At 58.1% G+C, this 14,122-nt stretch carries 12 protein-coding genes; 10 read left to right on the forward strand and 2 right to left on the reverse strand.

What is annotated here, in order from left to right; all coding sequences use genetic code 11:
• Positions 1–40: 40 nt before the first annotated feature.
• The 3 genes from malZ to LBF07_RS16085 all read left to right on the forward strand — a co-directional run bounded on the left by malZ (position 41) and on the right by LBF07_RS16085 (position 5,926).
• Positions 41–1,858 (forward strand): maltodextrin glucosidase, encoded by a 1,818-nt coding sequence (gene malZ / locus LBF07_RS16075; protein ID WP_094934766.1) that lies wholly within the window; start codon positions 41–43, stop codon positions 1,856–1,858.
• A gap of 88 nt (positions 1,859–1,946) precedes the next feature.
• Positions 1,947–4,544: a DUF2339 domain-containing protein gene (locus tag LBF07_RS16080; RefSeq protein ID WP_094934765.1), complete on the forward strand. Its 2,598-nt coding sequence runs from the start codon at positions 1,947–1,949 to the stop codon at positions 4,542–4,544.
• A complete protein-coding gene (locus LBF07_RS16085) occupies positions 4,541–5,926 on the forward strand; it encodes a DUF3999 domain-containing protein (RefSeq protein ID WP_094934764.1) in 1,386 nt (461 codons plus the stop codon). The genes LBF07_RS16080 and LBF07_RS16085 overlap by 4 nt, the downstream gene beginning before the upstream one ends.
• A gap of 43 nt (positions 5,927–5,969) precedes the next feature.
• Here LBF07_RS16085 and LBF07_RS16090 read toward each other — a convergent pair whose 3' ends face one another.
• Both LBF07_RS16090 and acpH read right to left on the reverse strand, forming a co-directional pair.
• Positions 5,970–6,572 (reverse strand): peroxiredoxin, encoded by a 603-nt coding sequence (locus LBF07_RS16090; protein WP_014168840.1) that lies wholly within the window; start codon positions 6,570–6,572, stop codon positions 5,970–5,972.
• Positions 6,573–6,699: 127 nt separating this feature from the next.
• Positions 6,700–7,281 (reverse strand): ACP phosphodiesterase, encoded by a 582-nt coding sequence (gene acpH / locus LBF07_RS16095; RefSeq protein WP_029741678.1) that lies wholly within the window; start codon positions 7,279–7,281, stop codon positions 6,700–6,702.
• Between the two features lie 92 nt (positions 7,282–7,373).
• Between acpH and queA the strand changes: the two genes are divergently transcribed.
• The 7 genes from queA (at position 7,374) to LBF07_RS16130 (ending at position 14,040) form a co-directional block, all read left to right on the forward strand.
• On the forward strand, positions 7,374–8,444 hold the full coding sequence (gene queA, locus LBF07_RS16100) for a tRNA preQ1(34) S-adenosylmethionine ribosyltransferase-isomerase QueA (RefSeq protein ID WP_087822092.1): 1,071 nt from the start codon (positions 7,374–7,376) through the stop codon (positions 8,442–8,444).
• Between the two features lie 53 nt (positions 8,445–8,497).
• The gene (tgt, locus tag LBF07_RS16105; RefSeq protein ID WP_063439843.1) at positions 8,498–9,625 is read left to right on the forward strand and encodes a tRNA guanosine(34) transglycosylase Tgt; all 1,128 of its coding nucleotides are present in this window, start codon (positions 8,498–8,500) and stop codon (positions 9,623–9,625) included.
• 22 nt (positions 9,626–9,647) lie between these two features.
• The gene (gene yajC / locus LBF07_RS16110; protein WP_003859109.1) at positions 9,648–9,980 is read left to right on the forward strand and encodes a preprotein translocase subunit YajC; all 333 of its coding nucleotides are present in this window, start codon (positions 9,648–9,650) and stop codon (positions 9,978–9,980) included.
• 27 nt (positions 9,981–10,007) lie between these two features.
• Entirely contained in the window at positions 10,008–11,855 is a 1,848-nt protein-coding gene (gene secD, locus LBF07_RS16115; RefSeq protein ID WP_071789390.1) for a protein translocase subunit SecD, read from the forward strand.
• A gap of 10 nt (positions 11,856–11,865) precedes the next feature.
• Positions 11,866–12,837, forward strand: coding sequence for a protein translocase subunit SecF (secF, locus tag LBF07_RS16120; protein ID WP_033144760.1), 972 nt, complete (start codon positions 11,866–11,868; stop codon positions 12,835–12,837).
• A gap of 142 nt (positions 12,838–12,979) precedes the next feature.
• Positions 12,980–13,345, forward strand: coding sequence for a VOC family protein (locus LBF07_RS16125; protein ID WP_033144761.1), 366 nt, complete (start codon positions 12,980–12,982; stop codon positions 13,343–13,345).
• 14 nt (positions 13,346–13,359) lie between these two features.
• The gene (locus tag LBF07_RS16130; protein ID WP_094934763.1) at positions 13,360–14,040 is read left to right on the forward strand and encodes a YafY family protein; all 681 of its coding nucleotides are present in this window, start codon (positions 13,360–13,362) and stop codon (positions 14,038–14,040) included.
• The last annotated feature ends 82 nt before the right edge of the window (positions 14,041–14,122 follow it).

Below are 14,122 nucleotides of genomic sequence, written 5' to 3' on the forward strand. Positions count from 1 at the left end.
TGTGGCAAGGTGACGTCAATTTCATCAGAGGGGATTCGTGATGTTAAACGCCTGGCACCTTCCGGTTGCCCCATTTGTTAAGCAAAACAAAGACAACCTTGTGATTACGCTCTGGCTGGCGGGGGAAAATCAGCCTGAACGCGTGACGCTCCGCGCCGAAATAGATAACGAAGAGACCGGCCTGAAAATGCACAAGCTGCGCAGCCAGCCGCAGCCGGGGATCACGGCGTGGCGGGCGAATATCGACCTGAATAGCGGGCAGCCGCGCCGCCGTTACAGCTTTAAGCTTTTGTGGAATAACCGCCAGCTGTGGTTTACCCCGCAGGGGTTTAGCCGTTTCCCGCCCGCACGGCTGGAGCAGTTTGCGGTCGATTACCCGGATAACGGCCCGCAGTGGGTTAACGATCGGGTGTTTTACCAGATTTTCCCGGACCGTTTTGCGCGCAGCGAAAAACGCACCGCCGACCAGGATAAGATCTATCACCACCATGCGGCGGGCCACGACATTATCCTGAAAGCGTGGGACGAGCCGTTAACCGCGCAGGCGGGTGGATCCACTTTTTACGGCGGCGATCTCGACGGCATCAGCGAAAAGCTGCCGTACCTGAAAAAGCTCGGCGTGACGGCGCTGTATCTCAACCCGGTGTTTAAAGCCCCGAGCGTGCACAAATACGATACCGAAGATTATCGCCACGTTGACGAACAGTTTGGTGGTGACGAGGCGCTGCTGCGCCTGCGAAAGAATACCCAAAACGAAGGCATGCGCCTGATTCTGGACGGCGTGTTCAACCACAGTGGAGATTCGCACGCCTGGTTTGACCGCCATAACCAGTCGATGGGCGGGGCATGTCATAACCCGGACTCGCCGCAGCGCGACTGGTACAGCTTTAACGAGGAGGGCCGTGCGCTGGACTGGCTGGGCTACGCGAGCCTGCCGAAGCTGGATTTCCAGTCGCCAACGCTCGTGAATGAAATCTACGGCAGTGAAGACAGCATCGTCCGTCACTGGCTGAAGGCGCCGTGGAATATGGACGGCTGGCGCCTGGACGTGGTGCATATGCTCGGTGAAGCGGGCGGAGCGCGGAATAACCTTCAGCACGTCGCCGGGATTACGCGCTCGGCGAAAGCGGCCCAGCCGGAGGCGTTCGTCTTTGGCGAGCACTTTGGCGACGCGCGCCAGTGGCTGCAGAACGATGCGGAAGATGCGGCGATGAACTATCGCGGCTTTACCTTCCCGCTGTGGGGATTCCTCGCTAACACCGATATCTCCTACGATCCGAATCATATCGACGCTGAAACCTGCATGGCGTGGATGGAGAACTATCGCGCCGGTCTGTCCCATCAGCAGCAGCTGCGGATGTTCAACCAGCTCGATAGCCACGATACCGCTCGCTTCAAATCCCTGCTCGGCAAGGATGCGGCGCGTCTGCCGCTGGCGGTCACCTGGCTCTTCACCTGGCCGGGCGTGCCGTGCATCTATTATGGAGACGAAGTGGGGCTGGACGGCAACAACGATCCGTTCTGCCGTAAAACCTTCCCGTGGGAGCCAGAGAAGCAGGACAAGGTGCTGTTCAGCCTGTATCAGCGGCTGGCGAAGCTGCGTAAGCAGAGTCTCGCCCTTCGCTATGGCGGCTGTCAGGTGGTCTATGCGCACGATAACGTGGTGGTGTTTGCTCGCGTCTATAACCAGCAGCGCGTGCTCGTGGCGATCAACCGGGGCGAGGCGTGCGAAGTGGTGCTGGATGATTCACCGCTGCTGAAGGTGGCGGCGTGGAAGAATAAAGAGGGTAAGGCGACGATACAGGACGGCGTGCTGGCGCTGCCTGCGGTATCCGCGACGATCTGGTTCGGCAGCTAAGACCTGCTAATGTTTCCACCTTTTAAGATGGCGCAAATGCAACTATTTGTGTCAATCTTAACGGATCGTTTACGGTGAAGGTGGAAACATGGACGAGCTTTACATCCTTGGCTGTTTGTTCCTGGTATTTGCGCTGGTGGTGGCACCCGTGCTTGCGGTTATCGGCTTTAACCGAAGTACGGCGGCGCGACAGGAGATCGCCCGGCTACGCCAGCGCATTGAGGCGCTTGAGCAGCGCGACGTACCTGAAAGCGCGCCGGAGCCCGTGCAGCCTACCGCGCCAGTGGTTGAAGATGCTCCCGCGCCTGTCGACCCCTGGCGTTCCGATACTCCCGCAGCCGTGGCAGAACCCGCTCCGGCCCCGACGCCTGCGGCAAAACAGCCTTCTGCCTTTGGCGGCATCCTGACGTCGCTGGTGCGCTGGTTTATGCAGGGTAATCCGCTGGCGAAGCTTGGGATCCTGCTGCTCTTCCTCGGTCTTTCATTCCTGCTGCGCTATACTGTGGAACATTCCCTGTTCCCGCTTGAGCTACGCCTCGTGGCAACGGCGCTCTTTGCCATCGTGCTTCTGGCGGTCGGGTGGCGGCTGCGGCATAAGCAGCGTGTCTATGCGCTGATCCTCCAGGGCGGGGCGACCGGCGTGCTCTACCTGACGGTGTTTGGCGCATTCCGGCTCTGGCAAATGCTGCCGATGACGCTGGCCTTTGCGCTTCTGGTGGTGATTTGCGCGGCGAGCGTTGGGCTGGCGGTGCTGCAGAAGGCGCTGAGCCTGGCCATGCTGGCGAGCCTCGGCGGGTATCTTGCGCCGCTGCTGTTGTCCACCGGGGGCGGCAGCTTTGTGGCGCTGTTCTCATTCTATCTCCTGCTTTCCATCGGGATTCTCGCTATCAGCATCTGGCAGCACTGGCGCGAGCTGAACCTGCTCGGGCTGCTGTTTACGTTCGGCGTGGGCGGCCTGTGGGGGCTGAATGACTACCAGCCTGAAGACTATTGGATCTGCCAGCTGTTCCTGATTGCCAATACGCTGATATTCGGCGTCCTGAGCGTGGCGCTGTCGCTGCGGGCGCAGGAGAAAGGGAAGCAGATTATCGACGGCGTGCTGCTGTTTGCCCCGCCGCTGATCGGTTTCGGGATGCAGTACGGCATGACCCGGCACTGGGAGTATGGCCCGGCCCTGAGCGCGCTGGGATACGGCGCATTTTATCTTACCCTCGCGTTCCTTGCGCTGCGGCGCTATCCCTCCATCGGACGACCGCTGGTCATGGCGGCGCTGGCCATCGGCGGCGGATTTGCCACGCTCGCCATTCCGCTGGCGCTGTCGGCGCGCTGGACGGCGATGGCCTGGGCGCTGGAAGGGCTGGGTATCCTCTGGCTGGGCGTACAGCAGCACCAGCGTCGCATGTGCTATAGCGGGACGGCGCTGCTGGTGCTGGCGCTCGGCAGCGCGCTGTGGACGCAGACGAACGGCGTTACGTCCCTCAGCCTGCTGCTGATCTTCACCATCCTCAGCCTTTGCTGGCTGGCTGCGGCCTGGCTGTGGCGGACTCTCTTTCTGCCGGTCAGCCGGGCGCTGCTGGCAGGCGGGCTGCTGTTCTGGCTCGTGGCGCTATTGGGCGCATCGCGGCTGGCACTGACGAAGGAATTACCCATTCTGGCGGGCGTGCTGGCGCTGACGGCGGCGTCGGTCTGGGGCTGGCGGCAGGCGGCTGCTCGTCTGGCGTGGCGGGAGCTGGATGCCAGCAAATGGCTGCTGTGGCCGGTTATGCTGCTGATGGTGGGTTATCAGCTCTGGCACCAGCAGATCGTTGCCGCCGGCTGGTCAAATCTCGCCTGGTGCGTTGCGCTTCCTGCCGCGCTGATGCTGCTTCGGCGCGACGGTGAAAGACTCCCGCCGCGCATCGCGATGGGGCTGCATTTGTCGCTGTTATGGATGATTTTGCTGGCGCTGGCCGCGGAGCTTTACTGGTTTACCCGTTCGCTGCCGTGGGGCATGGCGGCCTGGGGCAGCGGACTGGCGATGGCAGCAGGCGGCGGGATGATTATGGGGCTCTCTGCAGCCGTACGGCGTCGCGGGTGGCCGTTCCGGGAGTGGCCTGCGCTCTACGCCTGCCTGGCACCGATCCCCGTGGTCGTGGCGCTGCTGGTACTGCTGGTGGTGACCAATTTCCAGGACGGCGTGGTCTATCGTCAGACCTGGCTGCCGCTGGTAAACCCGCTTGAGGAAGGCGCGGCGTTCGCATTGCTGGGGCTGGTGGTCTTTTATCGGGCGGTGGATCGCTACTACCCGGCGTGGCTCTCGCAGGCCCGTCCGTGGCCTGCCGTCGCGATGATGGCGTTTGGCTTCTGGTGGCTTAACGGTGCGCTGATGCGCGCCCTGGCCTGGTACGGCGACGTGGCCTGGAATATGGCATCGCTGTGGGATTCGCGGCTTATCCAGACCAGTTTTGCCCTGTTCTGGATGCTGAGCGCGCTGGTGGTCATGATCCATGCCACCCGTCGGGCTTCCCGGCAGGAGTGGCTCTGCGGTGCCGCGCTGCTGGGCGTGGTGATGGTTAAACTGATGCTGGTGGACAGCGCGGGCGGAGGCGGTTTGTCGCGCGCGGTGGCGTTTATCGGCGTGGCGATACTGGTTCTGATCGTGGGGTATTTCTCCCCGCTGCCGCCCAAAACAGGAGATGAAAAATGAAATGGATGAAAGCGGTAGCCTGTACCGCGCTGCTGGCGCTTTCCGGCCCAGCGTTCTGCGACGAGGGACAAACGGAATCGCCCCGGGACTATGCCTTTGGTCTTTCACTGGATACGTCTGTTCCTTCCCAGTGGTATCGGGTGATGCTGCCGCTCGCCGTCTATGAGCAAAGCACGTCTCCGGATCTGCATGATGTCCGCGTCTTTAACCAGTCGGGCGAGGCGGTTCCCTTCAGCCTGGTCAGCGCGACGCGTCCGCAGGCGCCAGCGCAATCCACCGCGCTGCGCCTTTTCCCGCTGGACGCCTCGCCGCTTGCGGCTTCTCGAGGATCCGGTGATAGCGATAAGATCCTGCTTCGTTCCGGAAGCGGCGTTGAGATTGTGCTGGAGGGGCAAAAAGCCGCCGCAGCCGGGCAACATTATCTGCTGACCCTGCCGGAACAGGCGACGGGCGAGATCGCTATATCCCAGCTGCAGCTGCTCTGGAATACCCCGCAGACGCCGTGGCAGGGAACGGCGTCGGTCTATTACAGCGAGGATCTTAAGCGCTGGTATACCCTGCGCGAGGATATGCCATTGCTGGACGTCGTCAGCGGTCAGGATAGTCTTAAGCTCGATCGGATCGATACCGATACCGTTTTATCTCCCGATGCGAATCGCTATCTCATGGTGGTGCTGAATGCGCAGAGCCAGGGGATAACCTTGACCGGCGTAAACGCAATCAGCGCACCTGCGCAGGCAGCCCCGGAAGCGGTCGACCTTGAGGGCGAAGTGGAGCAGCTATCGACAAGCGAAGCGCAGTGGCACTGGGCGCGCCCGCAGCCGCTGAGTGCTGTCAGCCTCTCACTGAATGGCGATGGCGTCCTTCCCGTGGAGATCGCGTGGCGGAGTACGGAAAAAGACGCATGGCATCCTCTGAAGAAAGAGGTCCTTTACCGTCTTGAGGGAAAAACGTCGCCACCGGTTTCGCTTAACGGGGGGCTGGTGCAGGCCGTGAAAATCACGACGCTGAATGCGCGTCTGCCAGAATACCTGCCGAGCGTCACGGGACATCGCGACCGCTATGACCTGGTGTTCAACGCGCAGGGGAAAGCGCCGTACCTGCTCGCCTGGGGCAACGGCGCCGCGAAGCCTGCCAGCGTGGAGCCCGGCATGCTGATCCCGACCGACCTGCGCAAGACTTATGATATGGCGAACCTGCCGCAGGCCGACATGCTGGATGATGTCGCGTTAGGCGGCCAGGAGCGTCTGACCGCTACCTCTGCGGCCGAGCGGGAGAGCAGGATGAACACGCTGCTGGTATGGGGCGTGCTGATTGCGGGGGTGATTCTGCTGGCGGGCATGGCCTGGCGTATCTGGCGAGAGACGCAGCGTAAGGCATAAAAAAAGGCCCGCATAAGCGGGCCTTTTTCGTAAACCGTGCCGATTACAGGCTGGATACGTTCTCAGACAGGTATTTAGCAACGCCGTCTGGAGACGCGTTCATGCCTTCTTTACCTTTTTCCCACTGAGCCGGGCACACTTCGCCGTGCTCTTCGTGGAACTGCAGCGCGTCAACCATGCGCAGCATTTCGTCGATGTTACGACCCAGCGGCAGATCGTTCACAACCTGGTGACGAACGATGCCGTTTGCGTCGATCAGGAAGGAACCACGCAGCGCAACGCCAGCGTCCGGATGTTCGATACCGTAAGCCTGCTGGATTTCGCGTTTGATGTCCGCAACCATTGCGTATTTCACCGCACCGATGCCGCCTTTGTCGACAGGGGTGTTACGCCATGCGTTGTGTACAAATTCAGAGTCGAAGGAGACGCCAACAACTTCCACGCCACGCTTCTGGAATTCTTCATAACGTTTGTCGAAGGCAATCAGCTCAGACGGGCAAACGAAAGTGAAGTCCATTGGCCAGAAGAACAGAACGGTCGCTTTACCGTTGGTATGCTGTTTGAAGTTGAAGTTTTCAACGATTTCACCGTTGCCCAGAACTGCTGCAGCTGTAAAATCCGGAGCCGGACGAGTTACCAGAACCATATGATTCTCCTGTAGATACTAAGGTTATTTAGAACGCAACGCGAGCCAGTATAGAGAGTGTTCATGGATAAGACAAAGAGGTGGTGACAATCGTTCCGCCAGCTTTTACCTATCAATGTGAATTCTGTCAGAGCTGTTTGTTTTTCGCCTGCACCATCATCCGCGGGTAAAACTGCCAGAAACGCGCTTCCAGGGCATCGTAATGTTCATCCAGGTCATACCAGGAATCCCGCAGCGCATCCAGTCGCGGTCGGCGGCTCGCCATCCCGTTCAGCACGTTCTGGATGAAATCCATCTCGCGATAGCGCTCCAGCCAGCGTTCCGACCATAAATAGTTATTCAGATTCACAAAGCGCGGCGGCGAGTCGGGCAGAATGATCGACACCTGCTGGTGGGCATAGCGCACAAACGCCGGCAAGGGCATCTCCGGCGACAGCTGTTCCCAGTGGCGCGACAGAAAGTGATCCCACATCACGTCGAGCGTGATCGGCGCAACGCGGCGCGTTTCAGGGCGAAACCACGCTTTGGCTTCCGTCACTTCCGGCAGCTTATCCGTCAGTACGTCGATGCGGCGGTGCATAAAAATCCCGTCGACAACCTCAGGGGAATAGTCCTCAGCGGGGTTGCCGCGTACGAAATCGGCCAGCAAATTGCCGGACAGGGAGCTGTCAGCGAGGTGAGCGAGATGCAGGTGAGCGAGAAAATTCATGCGTTTTATTTGTCCGGGGGCGGCTAGTTGTTGCAGCAAAAGGGTGTGAGCACTAGACTATGCCGCCTGTTTTTAAGTCACGAGTATACGTCATGCGCGTCGCCGATTTCTCCTTTGAACTACCTGAATCCCTGATTGCTCACTATCCCATGCCTGAGCGCAGCAGCTGTCGCTTACTGTCACTGGATGGGCCAACGGGCGAGCTGACGCACGGTACTTTCACCGATTTGCTCGACAAGCTCAACCCTGGCGATCTGCTGGTCTTTAATAATACCCGCGTGATCCCGGCGCGCCTGTTTGGCCGTAAAGCCAGCGGCGGCAAGATTGAAGTGCTGGTCGAACGTATGCTCGATGATAAACGTATTCTGGCACATATTCGCGCGTCTAAGGCGCCGAAGCCGGGCGCTGAACTGCTGCTGGGCGATGATGAGAGCATCAAAGCGACCATGACCGCGCGCCACGATGCGCTGTTTGAGGTGGCGTTCGATGACGAACGCACGGTGCTCGATATCCTGAACGCCATCGGCCACATGCCGCTGCCGCCGTATATTGAGCGTCCGGACGAAGAGGCCGACCGCGAGCTGTACCAGACCGTCTACAGCCAGAAGCCTGGCGCCGTCGCTGCGCCGACCGCGGGCCTGCATTTTGATGAGCCGCTGCTGGAGAAACTGCGCGCGAAGGGCGTGGAGATGGCGTTCGTGACGCTGCACGTCGGCGCGGGAACCTTCCAGCCGGTGCGCGTGGACAGCATTGAAGATCACATCATGCACTCTGAGTATGCCGAAGTGCCTCAGGACGTGGTGGACGCGGTGCTGGCGGCGAAAGCGCGCGGTAGCCGCGTCGTGGCGGTCGGTACAACGTCCGTGCGCTCACTCGAGAGCGCCGCGCAAGCCGCGAAGAGCGATCTTATCGAGCCGTTCTTTGGCGATACGCAGATCTTTATCTACCCGGGCTATCAGTACAAAGTGATTGACGCGCTGGTGACCAACTTCCATCTGCCTGAATCAACGCTGATTATGCTGGTGTCGGCATTTGCCGGTTATCAGAACACGATGGCGGCCTACAAGTCTGCGGTAGAACAAAAATATCGCTTTTTTAGCTACGGGGACGCGATGTTTATCACGTACAATCCGCTGGCTTTGAATGAGCGTGTCGGGGAATAAGTCCGCGGCACCGTTTTACAACGTTGGACTGTTTTTCTGACGTCGGAGAAAAAATGAAATTTGAACTCGATACCACCGATGGCCGCGCGCGTCGCGGTCGCCTGGTGTTTGAGCGCGGCGTGGTGGAAACCCCCGCGTTTATGCCTGTGGGCACGTACGGCACCGTCAAAGGGATGACGCCGGAAGAAGTAGAAGCCACTGGCGCACAGATTATCCTCGGCAACACCTTCCACCTGTGGCTGCGTCCGGGTCAGGAGATCATGAAGCTCCACGGCGACCTACACGATTTCATGCAGTGGAAAGGCCCAATCCTGACCGACTCCGGCGGCTTCCAGGTCTTCAGCCTGGGCGATATCCGCAAGATCACCGAGCAGGGCGTACACTTCCGTAACCCGATCAACGGCGATCCGATTTTCCTCGATCCCGAAAAATCGATGGAGATTCAGTACGATCTCGGCTCTGACATCGTGATGATCTTCGACGAATGTACGCCGTATCCGGCCGACTGGGATTACGCAAAACGCTCCATGGAGATGTCTCTGCGCTGGGCGAAGCGTAGCCGTGACCGTTTTGACTCCCTGCAGAACAAAAATGCGCTGTTCGGCATTATCCAGGGCAGCGTTTACGAAGATTTACGCGATATCTCTGTTAAAGGTCTGGTAGAGATAGGTTTTGATGGCTACGCTGTCGGCGGTTTGGCTGTGGGTGAACCGAAGGAAGACATGCACCGCATTCTGGAGCATGTCTGCCCGCAAATCCCGGCGGATAAACCACGATACCTGATGGGCGTGGGTAAACCAGAAGATCTGGTTGAAGGCGTACGCCGCGGCATTGATATGTTCGACTGCGTCATGCCAACCCGCAACGCGCGTAACGGCCATTTGTTCGTTACCGATGGCGTGGTGAAAATCCGTAACGCGAAGCATAAGAGTGACACCAGCCCGCTCGATTCCGAGTGCGATTGCTATACCTGTCGCAATTATTCTCGCGCGTATCTGCATCATCTCGATCGTTGCAACGAGATTTTGGGCGCGCGTCTCAATACCATTCATAATCTTCGTTATTATCAGCGCTTAATGGCTGGTTTACGTAAGGCTATCGAAGAGGGTAAATTAGAGAGCTTCGTGACCGATTTCTACCAACGTCAGGGGCGGGATGTTCCACCGTTGAACGTTGATTAATTTTAATAATGAGGGAATTTGAATGAGCTTTTTTATTTCTGATGCGGTAGCGGCAACAGGTGCTCCAGCGCAGGGCAGCCCGATGTCTCTGATTCTGATGCTGGTTGTGTTCGGTCTGATCTTCTACTTCATGATCCTGCGTCCACAGCAGAAGCGCACCAAAGAGCACAAAAACCTGATGAACTCCATTGCGAAAGGCGATGAAGTACTGACTAACGGTGGTCTGGTGGGTCGCGTAACCAAAGTGGCTGAAAACGGCTACATTGCTATCGCCCTGAACGACACCACTGAAGTGGTCATCAAACGTGACTTCGTAGCTGCCGTTCTGCCGAAAGGCACCATGAAGGCGCTGTAATCCCAACTTTTCCCAAAGGGAACTGCCGTGTTAAACCGTTATCCTTTGTGGAAGTACATCATGCTGGTCGTCGTGATTCTCGTCGGCCTGCTGTACGCGCTTCCCAACCTGTATGGTGAGGATCCGGCTGTTCAAATCACTGGCGCGCGCGGTGTCGCCGCCAGTGAGCAAACGCTGATCCAGGTCCAGAAAACGTTACAAGAAGAAAAAATTACCGCTAAGTCTGTGGCTCTGGAAGAGGGTGCAATTCTTGCTCGCTTCGACACCACCGACACGCAGCTCCGCGCTCGCGAAGCGCTGATGGGCGTGCTGGGTGACAAATACGTCGTGGCGCTTAACCTTGCCCCTGCAACCCCGCGTTGGCTGGCTGCGATGAAAGCAGAGCCAATGAAACTCGGTCTTGACCTGCGTGGCGGCGTTCACTTCCTGATGGAAGTGGATATGGATACCGCGCTTGGCAAGCTGCAGGAACAGAATATCGACAGCCTGCGCAGCGATCTGCGTGATAAAGGCATCGCTTACACCACCGTGCGTAAAGAAGATAACTACGGCATGAGCATCACGTTCCGCGACAGCGCGGCGCGCGATCAGGCTGTAGATTACCTGACTCAACGTCACCGTGACCTGGTGATCACCTCTCAGGGCAGCAACCAGCTGCGCGCGGTGATGACCGATGCGCGTCTGAAAGAAGCGCGTGAATATGCCGTTCAGCAGAACATCAATATTCTGCGTAACCGTGTAAACCAGCTGGGCGTGGCTGAGCCGCTGGTACAGCGTCAGGGTGCTGACCGTATCGTGGTTGAACTGCCGGGTATCCAGGATACCGCGCGTGCGAAAGAGATTCTGGGTGCGACTGCTACCCTGGAATTCCGTCTGGTGAACTCCAACGTCGATCAGTCCGCTGCCGCCGCAGGGCGTATTCCGGGTGACTCCGAAGTGAAACAGACCCGCGAAGGTCAGCCAGTTGTGCTGTACAAACGCGTGATTCTGACCGGTGACCACATCACCGACTCCACCTCGAGCCAGGACGAATACAACCAGCCGCAGGTTAACATCTCGCTGGATAGCGCGGGTGGTAACATCATGTCTAACTTCACCAAGGACAACATCGGCAAACCGATGGCGACCCTGTTCGTGGAGTACAAAGACAGCGGTAAGAAAGATGCAAACGGTCGTGCGGTGCTGGTGAAAGAGGAAGAGGTGATTAACATCGCCAACATCCAGTCTCGTCTGGGTAACAGCTTCCGTATTACCGGTATCAACAACCCGAACGAAGCGCGTCAGCTTTCTCTGCTGCTGCGTGCCGGTGCGCTGATTGCGCCAATTCAGATTGTTGAAGAACGTACCATTGGTCCAACTCTGGGTATGCAAAACATCCAGCAGGGTCTGGAAGCGTGTCTGGCCGGTCTGGTGGTCTCAATCCTCTTCATGATCTTCTTCTACAAGAAGTTTGGTCTGATTGCGACCTCCGCGCTGATCGCCAACCTGGTGCTGATCATCGGCATTATGTCCCTGCTGCCGGGGGCGACGCTGACCATGCCGGGCATTGCGGGTATCGTTCTTACCCTTGCGGTGGCGGTCGACGCCAACGTACTGATTAACGAACGTATAAAAGAAGAGTTGAGCAACGGTCGCTCTATTCAGCAGGCGATTGACGAAGGCTATAAAGGCGCGTTCAGCTCCATCTTCGATGCGAACGTAACAACACTGATTAAGGTTCTTATCCTGTATGCAGTGGGTACTGGCGCGATCAAAGGCTTTGCGATTACAACCGGTATCGGTGTCGCAACGTCAATGTTTACCGCTATTGTCGGCACCCGTGCCATCGTGAACCTGCTGTACGGCGGCAAGCGCGTCAAAAAGCTGTCTATCTGAGGAGTGCGTTGTGGCACAGGAATATACTGTTGAACAATTGAACCACGGCCGTAAAGTCTGGGACTTTATGCGCTGGGACTACTGGGCCTTCGGCATTTCAGGTTTCCTGCTGATTCTGTCCATCGGCATTATGAGCGTGAAAGGCTTTAACTGGGGTCTGGATTTCACCGGCGGTACGGTCATCGAGATCTCCCTGGAAAAACCGGTCGATATGGACCAGATGCGCGAATCGCTGCAGAAAGCGGGCTTTGAAGAGCCGCTGCTGCAGAACTTCGGCAGCAGCCGCGACATCATGGTGCGTATGCCGCCGGTGCACGATGCCAACGGCAGCCAGGAGCTGGGCAGTAAGGTTGTTAGCGTGATTAACGAAACAACCAGCCAGAACGCGGCGGTCAAGCGTATTGAGTTCGTCGGCCCAAGCGTGGGTGCTGACCTGGCGCAGACCGGTGCGATGGCGCTGCTGGTAGCGCTGATCTCCATCCTGGTGTACGTCGGTTTCCGCTTTGAGTGGCGACTGGCGGCCGGTGTGGTTATCGCTCTGGCGCACGACGTGGTGATCACCATGGGCATACTGTCGCTGTTCCACATTGAGATTGACCTGACGATTGTGGCATCCCTGATGTCCGTTATCGGTTACTCACTGAACGACAGCATCGTGGTATCTGACCGTATCCGTGAAAACTTCCGTAAGATCCGTCGCGGTACGCCGTACGAAATCTTTAACGTGTCGTTGACCCAGACGCTGCACCGTACCTTGATCACATCCGGTACCACCCTGATGGTGATCCTGATGCTGTTCCTCTTCGGTGGTCCGGTACTGGAAGGCTTCTCGCTGACCATGCTGATTGGTGTCACCATCGGTACGGCGTCGTCTATCTACGTCGCATCCGCTCTGGCACTGAAACTCGGCATGAAGCGCGAGCACCTGCTCCAGCAGAAAGTCGAGAAAGAAGGGGCGGATCAGCCGTCCATTCTGCCGTAAGGCGAGGTTTAGCGCGTTATCGAAATCCCGGTCTGTTGACCGGGATTTTTTTTATCTGCTCCTGACAAACACTCCTGACAGTATGCTGTCAGGAGCCCTGTCGTAGACTTCTTCTGAACCCAAACAACAGGCAGGAGAATATATGAAAAGCGTCATTAACTGGTTTGAAATTCCGGTCGCGGATATGGATCGCGCCATCAAATTTTATGAGCCGGTGATGCAGCTCGCGCTGCGTCGCGAGAAAATGGACTGTGCGGAGCTGGCCGTTTTCCCGCATGAGGATCCGTATACCGGCGGGGCACTGGCAAAATTTGACGGCGTTACACCGTCTTTGCAGGGCGCTATTATCTACCTGCATACTGACAATCTGGCGGCCACGCTCGATCGCATCGCCTCTGCGGGCGGCGAGTGCGTGTTTGGCCCGCTGGAACTGCCGCATGGCATTGGCACTATCGCATTGTTTACCGACAGCGAGGGTAACCGCGTCGGCCTCCATCAACCTGCCTGAGAGCGGAATAAGATATGACCCGACGCGCTGACCGTTTGTTTCAGATTGTGCAGATCCTGCGGGGCAGGCGTCTGACAACGGCAGCGCATCTGGCGGACCGGCTTGGCGTGTCCGAGCGCACGGTCTACCGCGATATCCGCGATCTGTCGCTTTCCGGCGTGCCGGTGGAAGGTGAGGCGGGGAGCGGATATCGGCTGATGTCGGGTTTTGACCTGCCGCCGCTGATGCTGACAAATAAGGAGTCAGAGGCGCTGATCGTCGCGATTCGCCTGCTCAAAACCTGGGGAGGGGAATCGCTTTCGCGCGAGCTGGAGTCGGCTCAGGAGAAGGTGCTGGCTATCCTGCCCGAGGAGAGTCGTCGAAAGGCGGAGCAGACGCGGATCTACGCCCCGGATTTTTGCATGCAAAGCCACTCCCGCAGCGATTTTGACATGATCCATCAGGCGATTTCCGCCCAGCGCGTGCTGGCGCTGCATTACCGTGATGAAGCCGGACAGCTCTCAAAGCGCGAGGTTCAGCCGCTGGGCTTGTTCTTCTGGGGGGAGCGCTGGATGCTGGCGGCGTGGTGCGAACGGCGCGACGACTATCGCTGTTTCCGGCTCGACCGCTGTCTCAATATTGTGCAGATGGAGAGGCGGTTTAGCGAGAGTGCGGACAGATCGCTGGCGGATTTTTTGCGGAAGGTTAAGCAGTAAAAAGCCAGCTCTTGAGCTGGCTTTTTTTGCCCGGCGGCGAGGTAAAAGTAAAACGGCAACGAATGTTGCCGTTTTTTGTATT

The sequence above is a fragment of the Enterobacter cloacae complex sp. ECL352 genome (assembly GCF_020149545.1).
GTDB classification, from domain to species: Bacteria; Pseudomonadota; Gammaproteobacteria; order Enterobacterales; family Enterobacteriaceae; genus Enterobacter; species Enterobacter asburiae_B.

Bases quoted from the DNA above. Each gene is read 5' to 3' on its own strand.
- LBF07_RS16130 (WP_094934763.1), top strand. From the start codon at position 13,360: ATGACCCGACGCGCTGACCGTTTGTTTCAGATTGTGCAGATCCTGCGG.
- LBF07_RS16085 (WP_094934764.1), top strand. From the start codon at position 4,541: ATGAAATGGATGAAAGCGGTAGCCTGTACCGCGCTGCTGGCGCTTTCC.
- queA (WP_087822092.1), top strand. From the start codon at position 7,374: ATGCGCGTCGCCGATTTCTCCTTTGAACTACCTGAATCCCTGATTGCT.
- yajC (WP_003859109.1), top strand. From the start codon at position 9,648: ATGAGCTTTTTTATTTCTGATGCGGTAGCGGCAACAGGTGCTCCAGCG.
- tgt (WP_063439843.1), top strand. From the start codon at position 8,498: ATGAAATTTGAACTCGATACCACCGATGGCCGCGCGCGTCGCGGTCGC.
- malZ (WP_094934766.1), top strand. From the start codon at position 41: ATGTTAAACGCCTGGCACCTTCCGGTTGCCCCATTTGTTAAGCAAAAC.
- acpH (WP_029741678.1), bottom strand. From the start codon at position 7,281: ATGAATTTTCTCGCTCACCTGCATCTCGCTCACCTCGCTGACAGCTCC.
- LBF07_RS16080 (WP_094934765.1), top strand. From the start codon at position 1,947: ATGGACGAGCTTTACATCCTTGGCTGTTTGTTCCTGGTATTTGCGCTG.
- LBF07_RS16125 (WP_033144761.1), top strand. From the start codon at position 12,980: ATGAAAAGCGTCATTAACTGGTTTGAAATTCCGGTCGCGGATATGGAT.
- LBF07_RS16090 (WP_014168840.1), bottom strand. From the start codon at position 6,572: ATGGTTCTGGTAACTCGTCCGGCTCCGGATTTTACAGCTGCAGCAGTT.